Source organism: Legionella pneumophila subsp. pneumophila str. Philadelphia 1 (genome assembly GCF_000008485.1).
GTDB classification, from domain to species: Bacteria; Pseudomonadota; Gammaproteobacteria; order Legionellales; family Legionellaceae; genus Legionella; species Legionella pneumophila.
Map to the genome: position 1 here is coordinate 506,614 of NC_002942.5, position 14,217 is coordinate 520,830.

The following is a 14,217-nucleotide window of genomic DNA, read 5'->3' on the forward strand; positions in this document are numbered from 1 at the left end:
AGAGTGTACCGATTTTAGGTTTATGATATTTTTATTTATTTCTTGAGCCAGGAAGAGCTTATGTCTAAAACGTTTATAACAGATGTCACCTTGCGTGATGCCCATCAATGCTTAATCGCTACAAGAATGCGTACTGAAGATATGTTGCCAATCTGTAATAAAATGGATGATGTAGGATTTTGGGCTATGGAAGTCTGGGGAGGCGCTACTTTTGATGCCTGTTTGCGATTTTTAAAGGAAGATCCCTGGTCAAGATTGCGTCAACTTCGCCAAATGTTACCGAATACTCAACTCTCTATGCTGTTAAGAGGTCAAAATTTGTTAGGCTATAGGAATTATGCAGATGATGTAGTCCGAGCGTTTGTTAAATTGGCCGTGAATAATGGAGTGGATGTATTTCGTGTGTTTGATGCTTTAAATGACGCGCGAAACCTTAAAGTAGCCATAGACGCGATTAAATCACATAAAAAACATGCCCAGGGAGCAATTTGTTACACAACCAGCCCGGTTCATACTTTGGACAATTTTTTGGAGCTAGGGAAAAAATTGGCTGAAATGGGATGTGATAGTATCGCCATAAAAGATATGGCAGGTTTGCTAACCCCAACGGTGACTGTCGAATTGTATGCCGGTTTAAAACAAGCGACTGGCTTACCTGTACATTTGCATAGTCATTCTACTTCCGGTTTGGCAAGTATATGCCATTATGAGGCCGTTTTAGCGGGTTGTAATCACATTGATACAGCGATTTCATCTTTTTCTGGCGGTGCATCTCATCCACCTACGGAAGCATTGGTTGCCGCATTGACTGACACTCCGTATGACACGGAATTGGATTTAAATATTTTATTGGAAATAGACGATTATTTTAAAGCTGTCCGCAAGAAGTATTCTCAATTTGAAAGTGAGGCACAGAATATTGACCCTCGTGTTCAATTGTATCAAGTGCCAGGTGGCATGATCTCAAATCTGTATAATCAGTTAAGGGAGCAGAATGCATTAGACAAGATGGATGCTGTTCACAAGGAAATCCCCCGCGTTCGTAAGGACTTGGGTTATCCGCCTTTGGTTACGCCAACATCTCAAGTCGTTGGAACTCAGGCAGTTATTAATGTTCTAACGGGAGAACGGTATAAAACAATAACCAATGAAGTGAAACTCTACTGTCAGGGAAAATATGGCACTCCTCCTGGCAAAATTAGTTCTGCTTTACGGAAAAAAGCGATCGGACGAACAGAAGTGATTGAAGTCAGGCCTGGCGATTTGTTACCTAATGAATTAGATCAATTGCAAAATGAAATAAGTGATTTGGCACTAAGTGATGAGGATGTTCTTCTTTATGCGATGTTTCCCGAAATTGGGCGCCAATTCTTAGAGCAGCGTAAAAATAATCAATTAATTCCTGAGCCATTATTGACTCAATCAAGTGCACCAGATAATTCCGTTATGTCTGAGTTTGATATTATTCTTCATGGTGAGAGTTATCATGTAAAAGTAGCTGGTTATGGAATGATTGAGCATGGTCAACAATCCTGTTTTTTGTGGGTTGATGGTGTTCCTGAAGAAGTTGTTGTGCAACATTCTGAACTTCATGACAAAATAGAGCGTTCATCTGTTAATAACAAGATAGGACCTGGAGATATTACTGTAGCTATCCCCGGTTCTATTATTGCAATTCATGTTTCTGTTGGTGATGAAGTCAAGGCCGGGCAGGCTGTACTGGTTATTGAGGCAATGAAAATGGAGACAGAAATAAAAGCACCTGCAAATGGGGTGGTTGCAGAAATATTATGTCAAAAGGGAGACAAAGTGACTCCAGGGCAAGTATTAATCAGAGTGGAGGTGAGTTAACGGGTAGTTAAGTGTATTATTTTCACTACTTGTTTTTACCTATTCCAAAATTATGTAAGAATTTTGATGTTATTAAAAATAACAACAAGGTTAATTAGCAACCTGTTAGGTTTAAAAAGCAATTGCTTTATTATTTAATTAGGTTAAAATTGCACCACTTAGGTCAATTTTTTTTGGAAATTATTTAGAGAGCCCAAGTCCATCAGTCTGTGGCTTTTCAAAATGTCGGATAAACTCAAGTTTTGCATCTGAGCAAAATTAGTATTTTCAAAAATAATAAATTTGTGCTAGTTTGGAAAAGTTTGGAAAAGAGTTCTTGCATTTTGAAAATGGTAGTTGGTTATATGCCTAGAAATATTAGGATACTATCCAAATAGTTGAATTAAAAAAGGAAAATACTTTTTTATTATCTTAAGTATTGTCCTGATTTGGATCATCCTTAATTTTGCAGTTGAGCATTAGTCTACGCTAAAAAATTAACTGAAAAATTATAGGGGAATATAACAAACCTGGGCACTCCAGGAAGAGTTGCTGTATGAGAATTTAGTTTAAGGAGTTAGAATCAATGCACCCAAATTATTATTTGTCACCTTTAGCTGTAGCTATAGCATTAGGGATTGCTTCACCTGTGAAGGCAGCCGACCCGATCCCTTTACAAAAGTCATCTTTTTCTGAAGTCACACAAAAATTTCAATTGACTTTGCCTGGTGTTATGAAAGGTGCTGTAGTTTCAACGAATAGTTTGCAGTTTATAAGACAGCATACTGATGGGAATAAAGTGACGCATGTTCGTATGCAGCAACAATATGCCGGGTTTCCAGTTTTTGGTGGTTACGCTATTCTGCACAGTAAGAATGCCACTCCTAGTTTAGCGACGGCAAAATCTGATGTGAAAATGAATGGTGTGATTTATGATGGGTTGCAAGCAGAATTAGGCCAGCCTAAACCTTCATTTGTGAAAAATGCTTCTTTGGCATTACAACAATTTAAGGATAAATACGCGAATAAACAAATTAGTGAAGATCAAGTAACCCCAATGATTTATATTGATGAAAAACATCAAGCTCATTGGGCTTACAAAGTCAGCGTTTTAGTTATCCATGACGATAGAATTCCTGAGCGACCAACAGCAATTATTGATGCAGAAACCAATAAGCCTTTTGTTCAATGGGATGATGTAAAAACGGAAAAAGTTCAAGCAAAAGGGATGGGCTTTGGTGGAAATCGTAAAATTGGTGAATATCAATTTGGCAAGGACTTGCCATTATTAGAAATCACACGTGATTCAAGTGTTGAAATGTGCTTTATGGAAAATACCGATGTTAAAGTAGTCGACATGGGACATAAGTACTATTCAAATAACAAACCTATGCAATTTACTTGTAAAGAGACTCCCGACACTCAATCGACTAAAACTTATTATACCGGATATTCGGCTGATGGTTATGATAGAGATAATGGAGCCGCTTCTCCTACCAATGACGCATTGTATGCAGGTTATGTCATTAAACACATGTACCATGATTGGTATGGGGTGGAGGCATTGACTAAATCAGATGGATCGCCAATGCAATTAGTTATGAGAGTGCATTATGGTCAAGGCTATGAAAACGCCTACTGGGACGGCAAACAAATGACCTTTGGTGATGGTGACACCATGATGTATCCTTTGGTTTCTCTAGGTGTAGGTGGCCATGAAATCAGTCACGGGTTCACCGAACAACATTCTGGACTTGAATATTTCGGTCAGTCTGGTGGCATGAATGAGTCGTTTTCAGATATGGCTGCCCAAGCTGCTGAATATTATTCGGTTGGAAAAAACAGCTGGCAAATCGGCCCGGAAATAATGAAAGAAGACAGTGGTTATGACGCATTGCGTTACATGGATAAACCAAGCCGTGATGGTATGTCTATTGATGTAGCTGATGATTATTATGGTGGGTTAGATGTTCATTACTCCAGTGGAGTGTATAACCATTTATTCTACATATTAGCCAATCAACCTAATTGGAATCTTCGAATGGCTTTTGATGTCATGGTGAAAGCCAATATGGATTATTGGACACCTTATTCAACATTTGATGAGGGTGGTTGCGGTATGTTGAGTGCTGCCAAAGACCTGGGTTACAATCTGGATGATGTTAAGAAGTCATTGAGTGAAGTGACTATAAATTATCAATCTTGTTATGTCGATTAATTCATTTTATTGATTGATAAAATTTAGCCAGAAGTCGACTGATGACTTCTGGCTTTTCCATATGAATATGGTGTCCACCATCTAACCTCTCAATTTTAATATTTTTTACTGCTTGAATCCTTGCTTTCATCTTATCCGAATCAAATGAAAATCCTTTGCTGGCCCAAATAAGGTAAGTTTGAGCTTTTATTTCTGTAAGGCAGGAAAGAACTTGTGCTTCAGTCATTTGTAATGGAGATGGGGCTAATAGCCTGCGATCGTGTCTCCAATAATATAGACCATTTTCTTGTTGAATTCCGCGTTCGCAAAGTGACTTGGCAATATCCAGAGAAACATATCCTTTAACGGATCGGGCAAGAGCAGCATGTTCAAACTTATTGTAGCCTTTTGCCTTTTTTGATTGTTTTTGTGATAGATAGTCCAGGTATTTTGACAGTTGCTGGCATGCTGTTTCTGCCGGGTGAGAAAAAGGGCCTAAACCTTCGATTAAGCTTAATGAAAGAAAACGATCCGGCGCAACCCCAGCTACAAGACTTCCCAAGCAGGCTCCCATAGAGTGCCCTAGCAAGTGAAGCTTATTTAGTCCCAAGGCATTAATAATTTCAACAACAGTAAATATTCCATCAGTAAAATGATATATACATCCTGGGGGTAAGTGTGAAGAATGACCATGTCCAGGTAGATCTACGGCTATAAAATAGTAATCATTCTGTAAATGTTCAGCAATATTATCAAAACTATTAGCATTATCTAACCAACCGTGCAAGGCAAGAATAGGCGGATTATCAGGATTTCCCCATACTTTGCATGCTATAGATAGTCCCGGGATACTTAAAATCTTTGTTTTCATCAATTTTCTTTGGTTTGTAGGTAATAGTTATAGCTTATTACTTTATACGCAGGGATGTAAATTCAGTTTTTAAAATAGTCAGGACTTGCGAAAAAAATAATCTCTTCGCTAAAAAATGCTTTTAATCCAGTCATTTAGTTTATTTAATCTTCCTCATCAAAATCAATTTTTGCCTTGGTCTTGGTTTTTTTCGCAAGTCTTGATAGTAATTGAAATAGACAAAAAGCAATAAAGTAAGTCGATTATTGGGTTGACTTGTAACAAACTATAAAAGATCACAAAATAAATGGCTTTACTGGTTTTTGGGGAAGGGCCAATATTATGATAAATAAAAATAATTCAGAGTCCGAGTTAATCATGTTTAATGACAAATTCTTTTCAAAATGTGGGTTATAATTATAGAGCAATACATTAATCCTATTACCATTATACTGATTATAGAAACCTAAATGAGAGATAGAGTATCTATGCAACCTGAGGTGCGCAGCGTATCGCTGATAACATATAATATTCATAAAGGTTTTGGGGTAGGTGCAGTAAGGTTTTTGCTTCCAGAAATGCGAGATGCTATCGCTGGATTAAATCCGGACTTTGTTTTTTTACAAGAAGTGCAAGGTAAACATAGAAAACGCGAAAAAAGAATTGTCAGTTGGCCTGATTCCCCTCAATGTGAGTACATTGCTGAGAATATATGGCCACATTACGTTTATGCAAAGAATGCAGTATATCAATCTGGCCACCACGGAAATGCTATTTTAAGCAAATACCCGTTCGAGAGTTTTGAAAGTATTAATCTTTCAAACATGAACAGAGCATCAAGAGGTATACTTCATACCCAATTAAAATTGGATAATAATATTATTCATCTTTTGTGTGTTCATTTAGGCCTATTCAAGGCAGAGCGTACTGAGCAATGTAAGGCATTGATACAGCGTATTAAAGATGTTGTGCCTAAAAATGAGCCTTTGATAATGGCAGGAGATTTTAATGATTGGCGTCATGTTATTTCTAAAATCCTTGCTGAAAACTTAGGGATTGAAGAAGCTTTTGTCGCGCTTGAAGGACAACATGCCCGTTCATTTCCTGCAATAAAACCTGCTTTGTGTGTCGACAGGGTGTATTTTCGCGGGATGAAAGTTCAAGAGGTTGCTTGTTTACAGGGCAAACCTTGGCGGATGTTATCTGATCATTTACCCTTGTATGCACGTTTTGAATTATTATGACAGGGTTACCTCCAGTCTCTTTGTTGAAAAAGATTTTTAATGCGGTCATTTGGTTTATTCCAACTCCCTCATTTAAAATTTTTTGCCTTGACCATGGGGTTTTTAGCAAGCCTTGTATGATTAAAATTAAAGCGACAGCCTTCCTGGTCGAGAGAAGGTTCTGTCGCTATTGCAACTTTACTCCATGTCGTTTTGGTATTCACCCAAACAAGCCATACTGTTTAAGCGGGCTCTCTTAATTAAAGCCTCTTGCGCTTTGGCAATATTTGCTTTGTTTCCACACCATTCCTTTAAGCAATCCTCTTGTAATGCTCTTCCAAATGAAAAACTTAATAACCAGGGTTGGTGGCCAATTTGATTGATTGCATTCAAGTTAGCGGTAGCCTGTTGGGGTGTTTGGCCACCGGAGAGGAAATTAATGGTGGGTACTGACGCTGGAACATTATTACGAAATACACTAATGGTGTAGTCAGCCACTTCTTCAGGATCGCTAAACGGGGCCACTTCTTTACCACAGGTAACCATACTCGGTTTAAGTATAATATGCTCCAACTCCACTTGATGGATAAACAAGGTATGAAACAGCTCATGGAGAACCATTTCACAGACTTCTGCACAATGTTCTATGCTATGGTTGCCATCCATTAATACTTCAGGCTCAACAATTGGGACGATGCCGACTGATTGACAAGCAGCAGCGTAACGGCCCAAATTTTCAGCTCCTGTTTTGATTGCAGTTAGGCTGGGAGTGTATTCGGAAATTGAATAAACGTTTCTCCATTTTGCGAATTTTGCACCTAATTTTTTAAAATGAAGTAGACGCTCAGTTAAACCATCTAATCCCTGGGTAACTTTTTCATGTTCTGTATTGGCTAAATCAACAAGCCCTTTGTCTACTTTAATTCCAGGAATAATGCCTTTATTAGCAAAAAGCTCAGGAATTGGTGTTCCATGCTCATCAGTTTGAGTAAAAGTTTCCTCAAATAAAATGACGCCGTTGATATACTGTTCTAAATCAGGAGTGGTCGCTAGTAACAAGCGATAATCTCTTCGATTTTCCTCGGTATTTTCTGTATTGATTGACGCAAAGCGTTTGCCAATTGTACTGTTGCTTTCATCTGCAGCTAAAATACCTTTTCCTTCATGCAGCATTTGCTCCATGGTATTTGATAATTCTTCATAACTCATAGCGTCTTTATCTCCTCATTATCGGGTGTCGACCTTTCGAAGTGGTTTGGCACCTATTAAATTTAAATAACGATTAGTCATCTTTTGTCAAATCCGGGTTATTTACCGAAAGGATGACATTGATTAACAATGGTTTTTGATGCGGTATTTCAGCGTGAAATATATTTTTCACGTACAATATGTTGCATGGAAAAACCATGTTCTTTTAAATAATTAAATGCCTCGTCGATCATACCTGGATTTCCACATAAATAAACCATATCGCGAGTTGGATTTAAATTAAGCTCTGGAAATGCATGTTGTACATAACCACTGTATTCATTGTCTTTCAAGTCTTGTTTTTGCACACGGCTTAAATAGGGACGAAAACTTGCTTGAGGATATTTTTTTGCAAAGGCTTGAAAATCATCTGGATAGAGAATCTCTTCGCTGCGTTGCACTCCTTGAAGGATGACTACCTGCAAATCAGGATGTTTTTCTATTCTTTGACCAAGCTCATTAAGCATGGCTCTATAAGGTGTGGTACCAGTACTAGTCGCTACCAATATGTATCTTCCTGGAGTTTCATCTCTAAAAATCAAACGACCGAAAGGTCCATTAATGTGGATCACATCACCTGGCTTTAAATTGTAGAGTAGTTCTGTGCCTGGTCCTCCTTCGAAATACCCGGCAGCAAATTCAATGCGATTATCCTTTTTGGGTTCATTGGCAATACTGTAACTACGCTTTAAGTTTTTTCCATCATGTTCAAAATGAATAGTGATAAATTGTCCTGGTAAATATTCAAAAGGGGGTGATAATTCACAATTGAATATAAAGTGCTTTACCTTGGGAGAAATCATGAAAGACTCTTCTAGAGTGATGGGGAAAGTATTTATTTGCATAAGGAATATCAACTTTTATTCTAAAATGATTAATATAGGGGAAAAATTATGCATTGCAAGAGCTAAACGCATATAATTAACATATGAACACGATAGATTTAATCACTATATTAGGTAATATTAGCCAATCCCTTTATCCTGTGCAAAAACTTATCACAGGAGGAGCTTATATATTGGGTGTCTTATTTTTTTTAACGGCAATTGGCAAGTTAAAAAAAATCGGGGATCATCGGGCTCAATCCTCCTCACAGGAAAAAATGTTTACTCCAATGATGTATTTATTAGTTGGGGCACTTTTAATCTACTTGCCTTCGGGTATGGATCTTATGGCAAACACCGCTTTTGGTGTCGGTAATGTATTAACTTATTCCAATTATAATCCTGCCAATATCTACAGTTCAATGGGGTTTTTAATTCGCACGGCGGGTGTTCTGTGGTTTATACGTGGATGTGTACTTGTCGCTCATTCCAGCCAGCCAGGTACTCAACAAGGATTAAAAGGATTGGTATTTCTTATTGCAGGCGTTTTTGCAATGAATTTTGATAATACGATTGCCATGATTAATTCTGCTTTAGATTATTTTGTCAAAGCAACTTTATCAGTAAAAGCCGCAGCGGGATTCTAGTTTTTCTGATTGATTTGTCTGCACTTTAAAGAAACAGGACTTAGGAAAACCCCCAAGATCGAGGCAAAAATGTTTTTAACCAAGAAATTGGGGGTTTTCCTAAGTCCTGAGAAAATAAAACTGGAGGGCAATCCTTTGGAATGTTATAAGTCTTCTTCACCACAGATTTTCAAGTTGTTAGCTTTAGCAAAATCCATAATTGCCTGATAAACTTGTGGGCTTGATTCCTTGAGTTTGGGATCAAGTAAAACGCATTTATAACCCTCACTATTAACGCTTGGTTGCAAGAGCGGAGAATAATAAATTCTACTATTTTTAAAAACAGCTAAAGAACCGCTCATACGCTCGGCCCAGTCACTTGGGCGAAATGTTTTGCCTTGTGAAGTAACACCCTCAATGACAATAGTTTTATTTTTTCGATTAGACATAACTCTATGCATATTAAATACAGTATGATAATTATATCATCATCATGCTGGGCCTGCAGGGAAAATTAATTATTTTATTGCAATAAATGGTTGTTTCGCTTTAGTCATTGCCAATTATTAGTCACAATTGCATGCTGTCTTTATGACTAAGCATAAGTTTCCATAGTAGATTTAGTTCTACTTATGATAGCATGTCCTTGATTTAAAAATGAATGAGGTATGATTGCGAATGAATAAAGAAAATCATTCTGGGATTTATTTGTTACCAAATTTATTAACGACTGTCAGTTTATTTGCAGCATTTTATTCAATAGTGGCTTCCACAAAAGGACAATATGAGGCTGCTATAGTCGCTATGTTTATAGGAATGATCGCTGACAGTCTTGATGGACGGATTGCCCGGCTAACCAATACACAAACTGAGTTTGGTGCTCAATACGATAGTTTGTCTGATATGGTTACTTTTGGAGTAGCGCCATCCTTGCTGTTATATAATTTAACTCTGCATCAATTAGGAAAATTTGGTTGGTTGGTCGCATTTATTTATACAGCGGCTGTTGCGTTGCGTCTCGCTCGGTTTAATACTCAGATTGGAAAATCAGATAAGCGTTATTTCCAGGGCCTCCCATGTCCACCGGCTGCAGCAGTAATGGCTTCTTTTGCTTGGATCTGTTTTCAAAATGAATGGGAAAATTTGATTGTATCTTTATTTACAGCTGTCCTGGCCTTGATTGTTTCCGTATTGATGGTGAGTAATTTACGCTATTACAGTTTTAAGGAAGTGGATTATAAGGGTAAGGTTCCATTTTTATATGTTTTAGTGATGATTCTTTTGTTTGTTGCAATTGCTGCAAATCCTGCAATAGTGCTTTTTGCAAGTTCAGGTATTTATGCTTTATCAGGCCCTATGTTGACGGTGATTTCATTACATAAAATGAGGAAACAAAGAAGAAATATGAGCAAATGACATGGATTGTGTATTTCTTGATGAATTATTATGTAAATCTGTTACCCAGACCTGTGAACAGTAGATTTCTTCAGATTAGTATCAATTAAGGTGTATTGAGATCTTAGGTCAGTTTATTGACTCACAGGTTGATCATAATAAAGATGTTACAAGAACGCGAGGAACATTGATAGAGAACAGGAACCTCTGTGTGTTGCAAAAAGATATGGAGCAGAGGTAAACAGCGTTGGTTAGTATTCTTTATTCGCTTTCCCCAAATCGATTATTGATTAATTCGACTAAAGCTTCATTCATGCGTTCTTCATCTGGACCGTCAATTTCCAACGTCAACTCACTACCTTTGTTAGCAGCAAGCATCATCACACCCATAATGCTTTTGCCATTAACGGTCTGAGTATCTTTGGTTACATCAATATGGCTTTGAAATTTTGCTGCTGTTGAGACAAATTTCGCTGAGGCACGAGCATGTAAACCGAGTCTGTTGATTATCTTTATTTTGGTCTTGATCATAGCACATACAATGTATCATGACTCTGGCATCAGGTACAGTGATTAAATAAGTGATTTTAGTAATCAACCCTCTTTCTCAGTGCTATGACCTCATCTAAAAAACGGTTATTTGTTTTATGTCAGTTTACATAAGCACTGAGAAGGTGTTGATATTAAATTAAAGTAAAAGGGTTTGTATTTAAAATAACATTTAATCCCTGTCTCTATGGGCTAAAAGTTTTTCTTTATGTTTAATCAGTTGTCGATTTAATTTGTCTACCAAAGTATCAATAGCAGCATACATGTCTTCTGATTCTGAACTGGCATGCAACTCGCCTTTGGTAACCAATACGGTCGCTTCTGCTATTTGTCTTACTTTTTCGACATCAAATACTACATTAATTGCTCTGATGTGATCAAAATGACGCTCAAGCTTATCAAATTTTTCTTCAGTGAATGCTCTTAGTGCAGGAGTGACATCCATACCATGTCCAGTAATGTTGATTTGCATAAAACCTCCTTTCGTTGACCGATTAATTAACTACTAATAACCTTTCTTTCATTGGATGGGGGAATCCCCATTGCTTCGCGATATTTGGCAACAGTACGTCTTGCTACTTTAATGCCTTGCTCACCTATTAGTTGGGCAATTTTACTATCACTCAAAGGTTTTTTTCTATTCTCTGCTGAAATTAATTTTTTTATTACCGCTCGGATTGCGGTGGAAGAGCATTCTCCTCCGCTATCAGTATTGACATGGCTGGAGAAGAAGTACTTTAACTCAAAAACACCTCGAGGAGTGTTAATAAATTTTTGAGTTGTAACTCTTGATACCGTTGATTCATGCATATCCAAGGCAGAAGCTACATCATTCAATATTAATGGTTCCATCGCTTCTTCACCAAATTCCAGAAATCCATGTTGGTATTCCATGATACAGGTTGCTACTTTTAGAAGTGTTTCCTGACGGCTTTGAATGCTTTTTAAAAACCAACGTGCTTCTTGCAAATTATGCTTTAAGAATTGATTATCCAGACTATTGTTTGCGCGTTGGATTAAAGCGGCATATTGGCTATTGATACTCAGCCTGGGAAGAATATCTTGATTCAAAAAAACTTTCCATTGATTATCTATCTTTTTAACAGTCAAGTCGGGAATAACATATTCAATATTATCTTGATGGATCAAACTTCCTGGTTTTGGATTTAATTTATGAATGACTTGTAATATTTCATGAATTGTTTTTTCACTTATTTGATGATTTTTCATGAGTTGTCTGTAGTTATGTTGCCCTAGCAACTCAATGTCTTCAAGAATGACTTTCTTGGCAGTAGCCAAAAGCTTGGGTTCCAGTGGAAGTTGTTCCAATTGCAAAACGAGTGTTTCTGCTAAATTAACAGATGCGCATCCTACGGGGTCAAATAATTGAAGCCTGTGTCTCACTGCTTCTATTTCTTCTATATCCAGAGGGAAATCATCGCTATTTAAGCTGGCGTGAATTTCAGCAACGGGTATAGTTAAAAAGCCGTCATCGTTTATCGCATCAATAATTGTTGTAGCAATGACTCGGTCAATATCGCTCATAGGCGTCAGGTCAAGTTGCCAGTTAAGATGATCTTGTAAATTGGTGGTAGTGCAGTGTAAATTATCGAAATTGTAATCGTTTTCTTCAAAATTATTGCGCTTGTTTAAGTTATTATACAGTTGCGACCATTGAAAATCTGAATATTCATCATGGTTCTGATTAGTATTTATTTGGGCGTCTTCTTTTTCTTCAACAGGAGTGGCTTCAAGCAAAGGATTTGATTCAACAACGAGTTGAATTTCTTGTTGTAAATCAAAGGTGGATAATTGCAGCAGTCTTATGGCTTGTTGCAGTTGTGGGGTTAACGTGAGATGTTGACCAATACCAATCTGCAATGTCGGTTTCATTCAAATCCTCTTTTTTTTTCACTGTCTTTAACTATCAGTTTAAACGATCCACAAGGATTATCCAGTGCTTACGGGCGTTAATTTGAATTTAAAAGTAATGGAATTACCTATATTTTTAATAAAATGATAGGCTTGTTTTGAAATATAACAAATTGGTTTTAAAGTGGATGATGATAGGGCGTAAGCCCCAAAGAAAGGGGCCTATCAATTTATTTTACTTTTTTCTCTTTGAAAAGCACGTGCTTTCGTACTTTAGGGTCGTACATCATTAATTCCATCTTTTCAGGATGGTTACGTGGATTTTTGGTAGTGGTTTTATAGTATCCAGTTCCTGCTGTGGATTCCATTTTCACTTTAATTGTAACAGCTGCCATGGCTTATCCCCTTGTTATATCTTCTCGCCTTTAGCTCTGATTTTATCCAGAACTGCCTTTATGCCTAACTTGTCAATAATTCTCATACCTTTGGTACTTAACCGCAAGGTGACAAATCGATTTTCTTCTTCAACCCAGAATTTATGATTCTGAATGTTAGGCAGGAAGCGTCTTTTGGTTTTGTTATTAGCGTGCGACACTTTATGACCAACCATGGGTCGCTTGCCAGTTACCTGACATACTCTAGACATTGTGTTACTCCAAGATAAAAAAAATTTTAACAGCCCTTACCAATGCACTACAGTGGTGTTTATTTTGGGGGGCTTTCGTTGTAAAAAATAACCAGATATGAAATACAAGAGCGGTTTTATAACAAAAAAACCCAAATATTGCAATATTTTTACTTTGTTTTCATTAAAAACTGATTTTTCAGGGCTATTATCCAAACAGGTGTCTGGTAAAAGTAGAATATTTAATCAAAATCAGTATAATCCTGAAATTTTATATTGAGTTATTGTGATGCAACGTAAGATTAAAAGTTACGTGTTGCGCGCTGGGCGAATCAGTAACAGACAGCAACAAGGATTAGATCTTTGGCTTGAAGACTATGAATTAAAATTTGATAGTCCCACTCCCTGGAATTTTGCAAAAGAATTTGGCCGTCATGATGCAGATACTATTGTAGAGATTGGTTTTGGTATGGGTACCTCATTGTTTGCCATGGCAATGAATAACCCTCAATGTAATTATCTGGGCATAGAAGTACATAAAGCAGGCGTTGGTAGTCTGGTAGCGGACTTGCATGAGTACCAGATATCTAATGTACGGGTAGTAGTGCATGATGCAGTAGAAGTATTACAAACTAAAATACCAGAAAACTCGCTTGCCGGGGTTCAAATTTTCTTTCCCGACCCGTGGCATAAAAAGCGTCATCATAAGCGACGACTGATTCAATCCGAATTTATTCAAATGTTAGTAAAAAAAATCAGGCCATCGGGATTTATTCACTGTGCTACTGATTGGGAAGATTATGCAGAGCACATTTTAAATGTTTTATCTTCAGAATCCGCCTTGTTTAACCAACAAAAAGAGGGCGGATACTCACCACGCCCGGACTCAAGGCCGTTAACAAAATTTGAGCTGCGTGGTGAGCGTCTAGGCCATGGAGTATGGGATCTGGTTTTTATAAAAAAATAAGGAAGTTATCT

15 protein-coding genes are annotated in these 14,217 nt (G+C 37.4%); 6 read left to right on the forward strand and 9 right to left on the reverse strand.

What is annotated here, in order from left to right:
- The first annotated feature begins 60 nt into the window (after positions 1–60).
- Both oadA and proA read left to right on the forward strand, forming a co-directional pair.
- Positions 61–1,851, forward strand: a complete 1,791-nt coding sequence (oadA, locus tag LPG_RS02325; protein WP_015444824.1) for a sodium-extruding oxaloacetate decarboxylase subunit alpha — start codon at positions 61–63, stop codon at positions 1,849–1,851.
- Positions 1,852–2,416: 565 nt separating this feature from the next.
- Positions 2,417–4,048 carry a zinc metalloprotease ProA gene (gene proA / locus LPG_RS02330; protein ID WP_010946216.1) on the forward strand — a complete coding sequence of 544 codons (1,632 nt, stop codon included), beginning with the start codon at positions 2,417–2,419 and terminating at the stop codon, positions 4,046–4,048.
- Position 4,049: 1 nt separating this feature from the next.
- Here proA and LPG_RS02335 read toward each other — a convergent pair whose 3' ends face one another.
- Positions 4,050–4,898 (reverse strand): alpha/beta fold hydrolase, encoded by an 849-nt coding sequence (locus LPG_RS02335; protein ID WP_015444823.1) that lies wholly within the window; start codon positions 4,896–4,898, stop codon positions 4,050–4,052.
- A 467-nt stretch (positions 4,899–5,365) separates the two neighbouring features.
- Here LPG_RS02335 and LPG_RS02340 point away from each other — a divergent pair, with 467 nt between their 5' ends.
- Positions 5,366–6,121: an endonuclease/exonuclease/phosphatase family protein gene (locus LPG_RS02340; RefSeq protein ID WP_011945636.1), complete on the forward strand. Its 756-nt coding sequence runs from the start codon at positions 5,366–5,368 to the stop codon at positions 6,119–6,121.
- 177 nt (positions 6,122–6,298) lie between these two features.
- Here LPG_RS02340 and LPG_RS02345 read toward each other — a convergent pair whose 3' ends face one another.
- Both LPG_RS02345 and LPG_RS02350 read right to left on the reverse strand, forming a co-directional pair.
- Complete coding sequence (locus tag LPG_RS02345; protein ID WP_010946219.1) at positions 6,299–7,309, reverse strand: class I fructose-bisphosphate aldolase; 1,011 nt, start codon at positions 7,307–7,309, stop codon at positions 6,299–6,301.
- 149 nt (positions 7,310–7,458) lie between these two features.
- Positions 7,459–8,193 (reverse strand): ferredoxin--NADP reductase, encoded by a 735-nt coding sequence (locus LPG_RS02350; RefSeq protein ID WP_016356729.1) that lies wholly within the window; start codon positions 8,191–8,193, stop codon positions 7,459–7,461.
- 83 nt (positions 8,194–8,276) lie between these two features.
- On the opposite strand from LPG_RS02350, the gene dotV reads away from it, so the two are divergent.
- A complete protein-coding gene (dotV, locus tag LPG_RS02355) occupies positions 8,277–8,819 on the forward strand; it encodes a type IV secretion system protein DotV (RefSeq protein ID WP_010946221.1) in 543 nt (180 codons plus the stop codon).
- Positions 8,820–8,962: 143 nt separating this feature from the next.
- On the opposite strand, the gene LPG_RS02360 is transcribed toward dotV, so the two are convergent.
- A complete protein-coding gene (locus LPG_RS02360; protein WP_011945638.1) occupies positions 8,963–9,247 on the reverse strand; it encodes a DUF3579 domain-containing protein in 285 nt (94 codons plus the stop codon).
- A gap of 229 nt (positions 9,248–9,476) precedes the next feature.
- Between LPG_RS02360 and pssA the strand changes: the two genes are divergently transcribed.
- Positions 9,477–10,214, forward strand: a complete 738-nt coding sequence (gene pssA / locus LPG_RS02365; RefSeq protein WP_015444818.1) for a CDP-diacylglycerol--serine O-phosphatidyltransferase — start codon at positions 9,477–9,479, stop codon at positions 10,212–10,214.
- Positions 10,215–10,454: 240 nt separating this feature from the next.
- Here the strand turns inward: pssA and LPG_RS02370 are convergent, their stop codons facing one another.
- The 5 genes from LPG_RS02370 to rpmB form a co-directional block, all read right to left on the reverse strand.
- Positions 10,455–10,724 carry an HPr family phosphocarrier protein gene (locus LPG_RS02370; protein WP_010946224.1) on the reverse strand — a complete coding sequence of 90 codons (270 nt, stop codon included), beginning with the start codon at positions 10,722–10,724 and terminating at the stop codon, positions 10,455–10,457.
- A 190-nt stretch (positions 10,725–10,914) separates the two neighbouring features.
- Entirely contained in the window at positions 10,915–11,214 is a 300-nt protein-coding gene (hpf, locus tag LPG_RS02375; RefSeq protein ID WP_010946225.1) for a ribosome hibernation promoting factor, read from the reverse strand.
- A 26-nt stretch (positions 11,215–11,240) separates the two neighbouring features.
- Positions 11,241–12,635 carry an RNA polymerase factor sigma-54 gene (locus tag LPG_RS02380; RefSeq protein ID WP_010946226.1) on the reverse strand — a complete coding sequence of 465 codons (1,395 nt, stop codon included), beginning with the start codon at positions 12,633–12,635 and terminating at the stop codon, positions 11,241–11,243.
- A 209-nt stretch (positions 12,636–12,844) separates the two neighbouring features.
- Positions 12,845–13,009 carry a 50S ribosomal protein L33 gene (rpmG, locus tag LPG_RS02385; protein WP_003635328.1) on the reverse strand — a complete coding sequence of 55 codons (165 nt, stop codon included), beginning with the start codon at positions 13,007–13,009 and terminating at the stop codon, positions 12,845–12,847.
- Between the two features lie 14 nt (positions 13,010–13,023).
- Positions 13,024–13,260 carry a 50S ribosomal protein L28 gene (gene rpmB, locus LPG_RS02390; protein WP_010946227.1) on the reverse strand — a complete coding sequence of 79 codons (237 nt, stop codon included), beginning with the start codon at positions 13,258–13,260 and terminating at the stop codon, positions 13,024–13,026.
- Between the two features lie 268 nt (positions 13,261–13,528).
- On the opposite strand from rpmB, the gene trmB reads away from it, so the two are divergent.
- On the forward strand, positions 13,529–14,206 hold the full coding sequence (gene trmB, locus LPG_RS02395; RefSeq protein ID WP_015444815.1) for a tRNA (guanosine(46)-N7)-methyltransferase TrmB: 678 nt from the start codon (positions 13,529–13,531) through the stop codon (positions 14,204–14,206).
- Positions 14,207–14,217: the final 11 nt, after the last annotated feature.

What these genes read in the sequence shown, in the direction of transcription:
- oadA (WP_015444824.1), top strand. Translation starts at nt 61, where the DNA reads ATGTCTAAAACGTTTATAACAGATGTCACCTTGCGTGATGCCCATCAA.
- proA (WP_010946216.1), top strand. Translation starts at nt 2,417, where the DNA reads ATGCACCCAAATTATTATTTGTCACCTTTAGCTGTAGCTATAGCATTA.
- LPG_RS02335 (WP_015444823.1), bottom strand. Translation starts at nt 4,898, where the DNA reads ATGAAAACAAAGATTTTAAGTATCCCGGGACTATCTATAGCATGCAAA.
- LPG_RS02340 (WP_011945636.1), top strand. Translation starts at nt 5,366, where the DNA reads ATGCAACCTGAGGTGCGCAGCGTATCGCTGATAACATATAATATTCAT.
- LPG_RS02345 (WP_010946219.1), bottom strand. Translation starts at nt 7,309, where the DNA reads ATGAGTTATGAAGAATTATCAAATACCATGGAGCAAATGCTGCATGAA.
- LPG_RS02350 (WP_016356729.1), bottom strand. Translation starts at nt 8,193, where the DNA reads ATGCAAATAAATACTTTCCCCATCACTCTAGAAGAGTCTTTCATGATT.
- dotV (WP_010946221.1), top strand. Translation starts at nt 8,277, where the DNA reads ATGAACACGATAGATTTAATCACTATATTAGGTAATATTAGCCAATCC.
- LPG_RS02360 (WP_011945638.1), bottom strand. Translation starts at nt 9,247, where the DNA reads ATGTCTAATCGAAAAAATAAAACTATTGTCATTGAGGGTGTTACTTCA.
- pssA (WP_015444818.1), top strand. Translation starts at nt 9,477, where the DNA reads ATGAATAAAGAAAATCATTCTGGGATTTATTTGTTACCAAATTTATTA.
- LPG_RS02370 (WP_010946224.1), bottom strand. Translation starts at nt 10,724, where the DNA reads ATGATCAAGACCAAAATAAAGATAATCAACAGACTCGGTTTACATGCT.
- hpf (WP_010946225.1), bottom strand. Translation starts at nt 11,214, where the DNA reads ATGCAAATCAACATTACTGGACATGGTATGGATGTCACTCCTGCACTA.
- LPG_RS02380 (WP_010946226.1), bottom strand. Translation starts at nt 12,635, where the DNA reads ATGAAACCGACATTGCAGATTGGTATTGGTCAACATCTCACGTTAACC.
- rpmG (WP_003635328.1), bottom strand. Translation starts at nt 13,009, where the DNA reads ATGGCAGCTGTTACAATTAAAGTGAAAATGGAATCCACAGCAGGAACT.
- rpmB (WP_010946227.1), bottom strand. Translation starts at nt 13,260, where the DNA reads ATGTCTAGAGTATGTCAGGTAACTGGCAAGCGACCCATGGTTGGTCAT.
- trmB (WP_015444815.1), top strand. Translation starts at nt 13,529, where the DNA reads ATGCAACGTAAGATTAAAAGTTACGTGTTGCGCGCTGGGCGAATCAGT.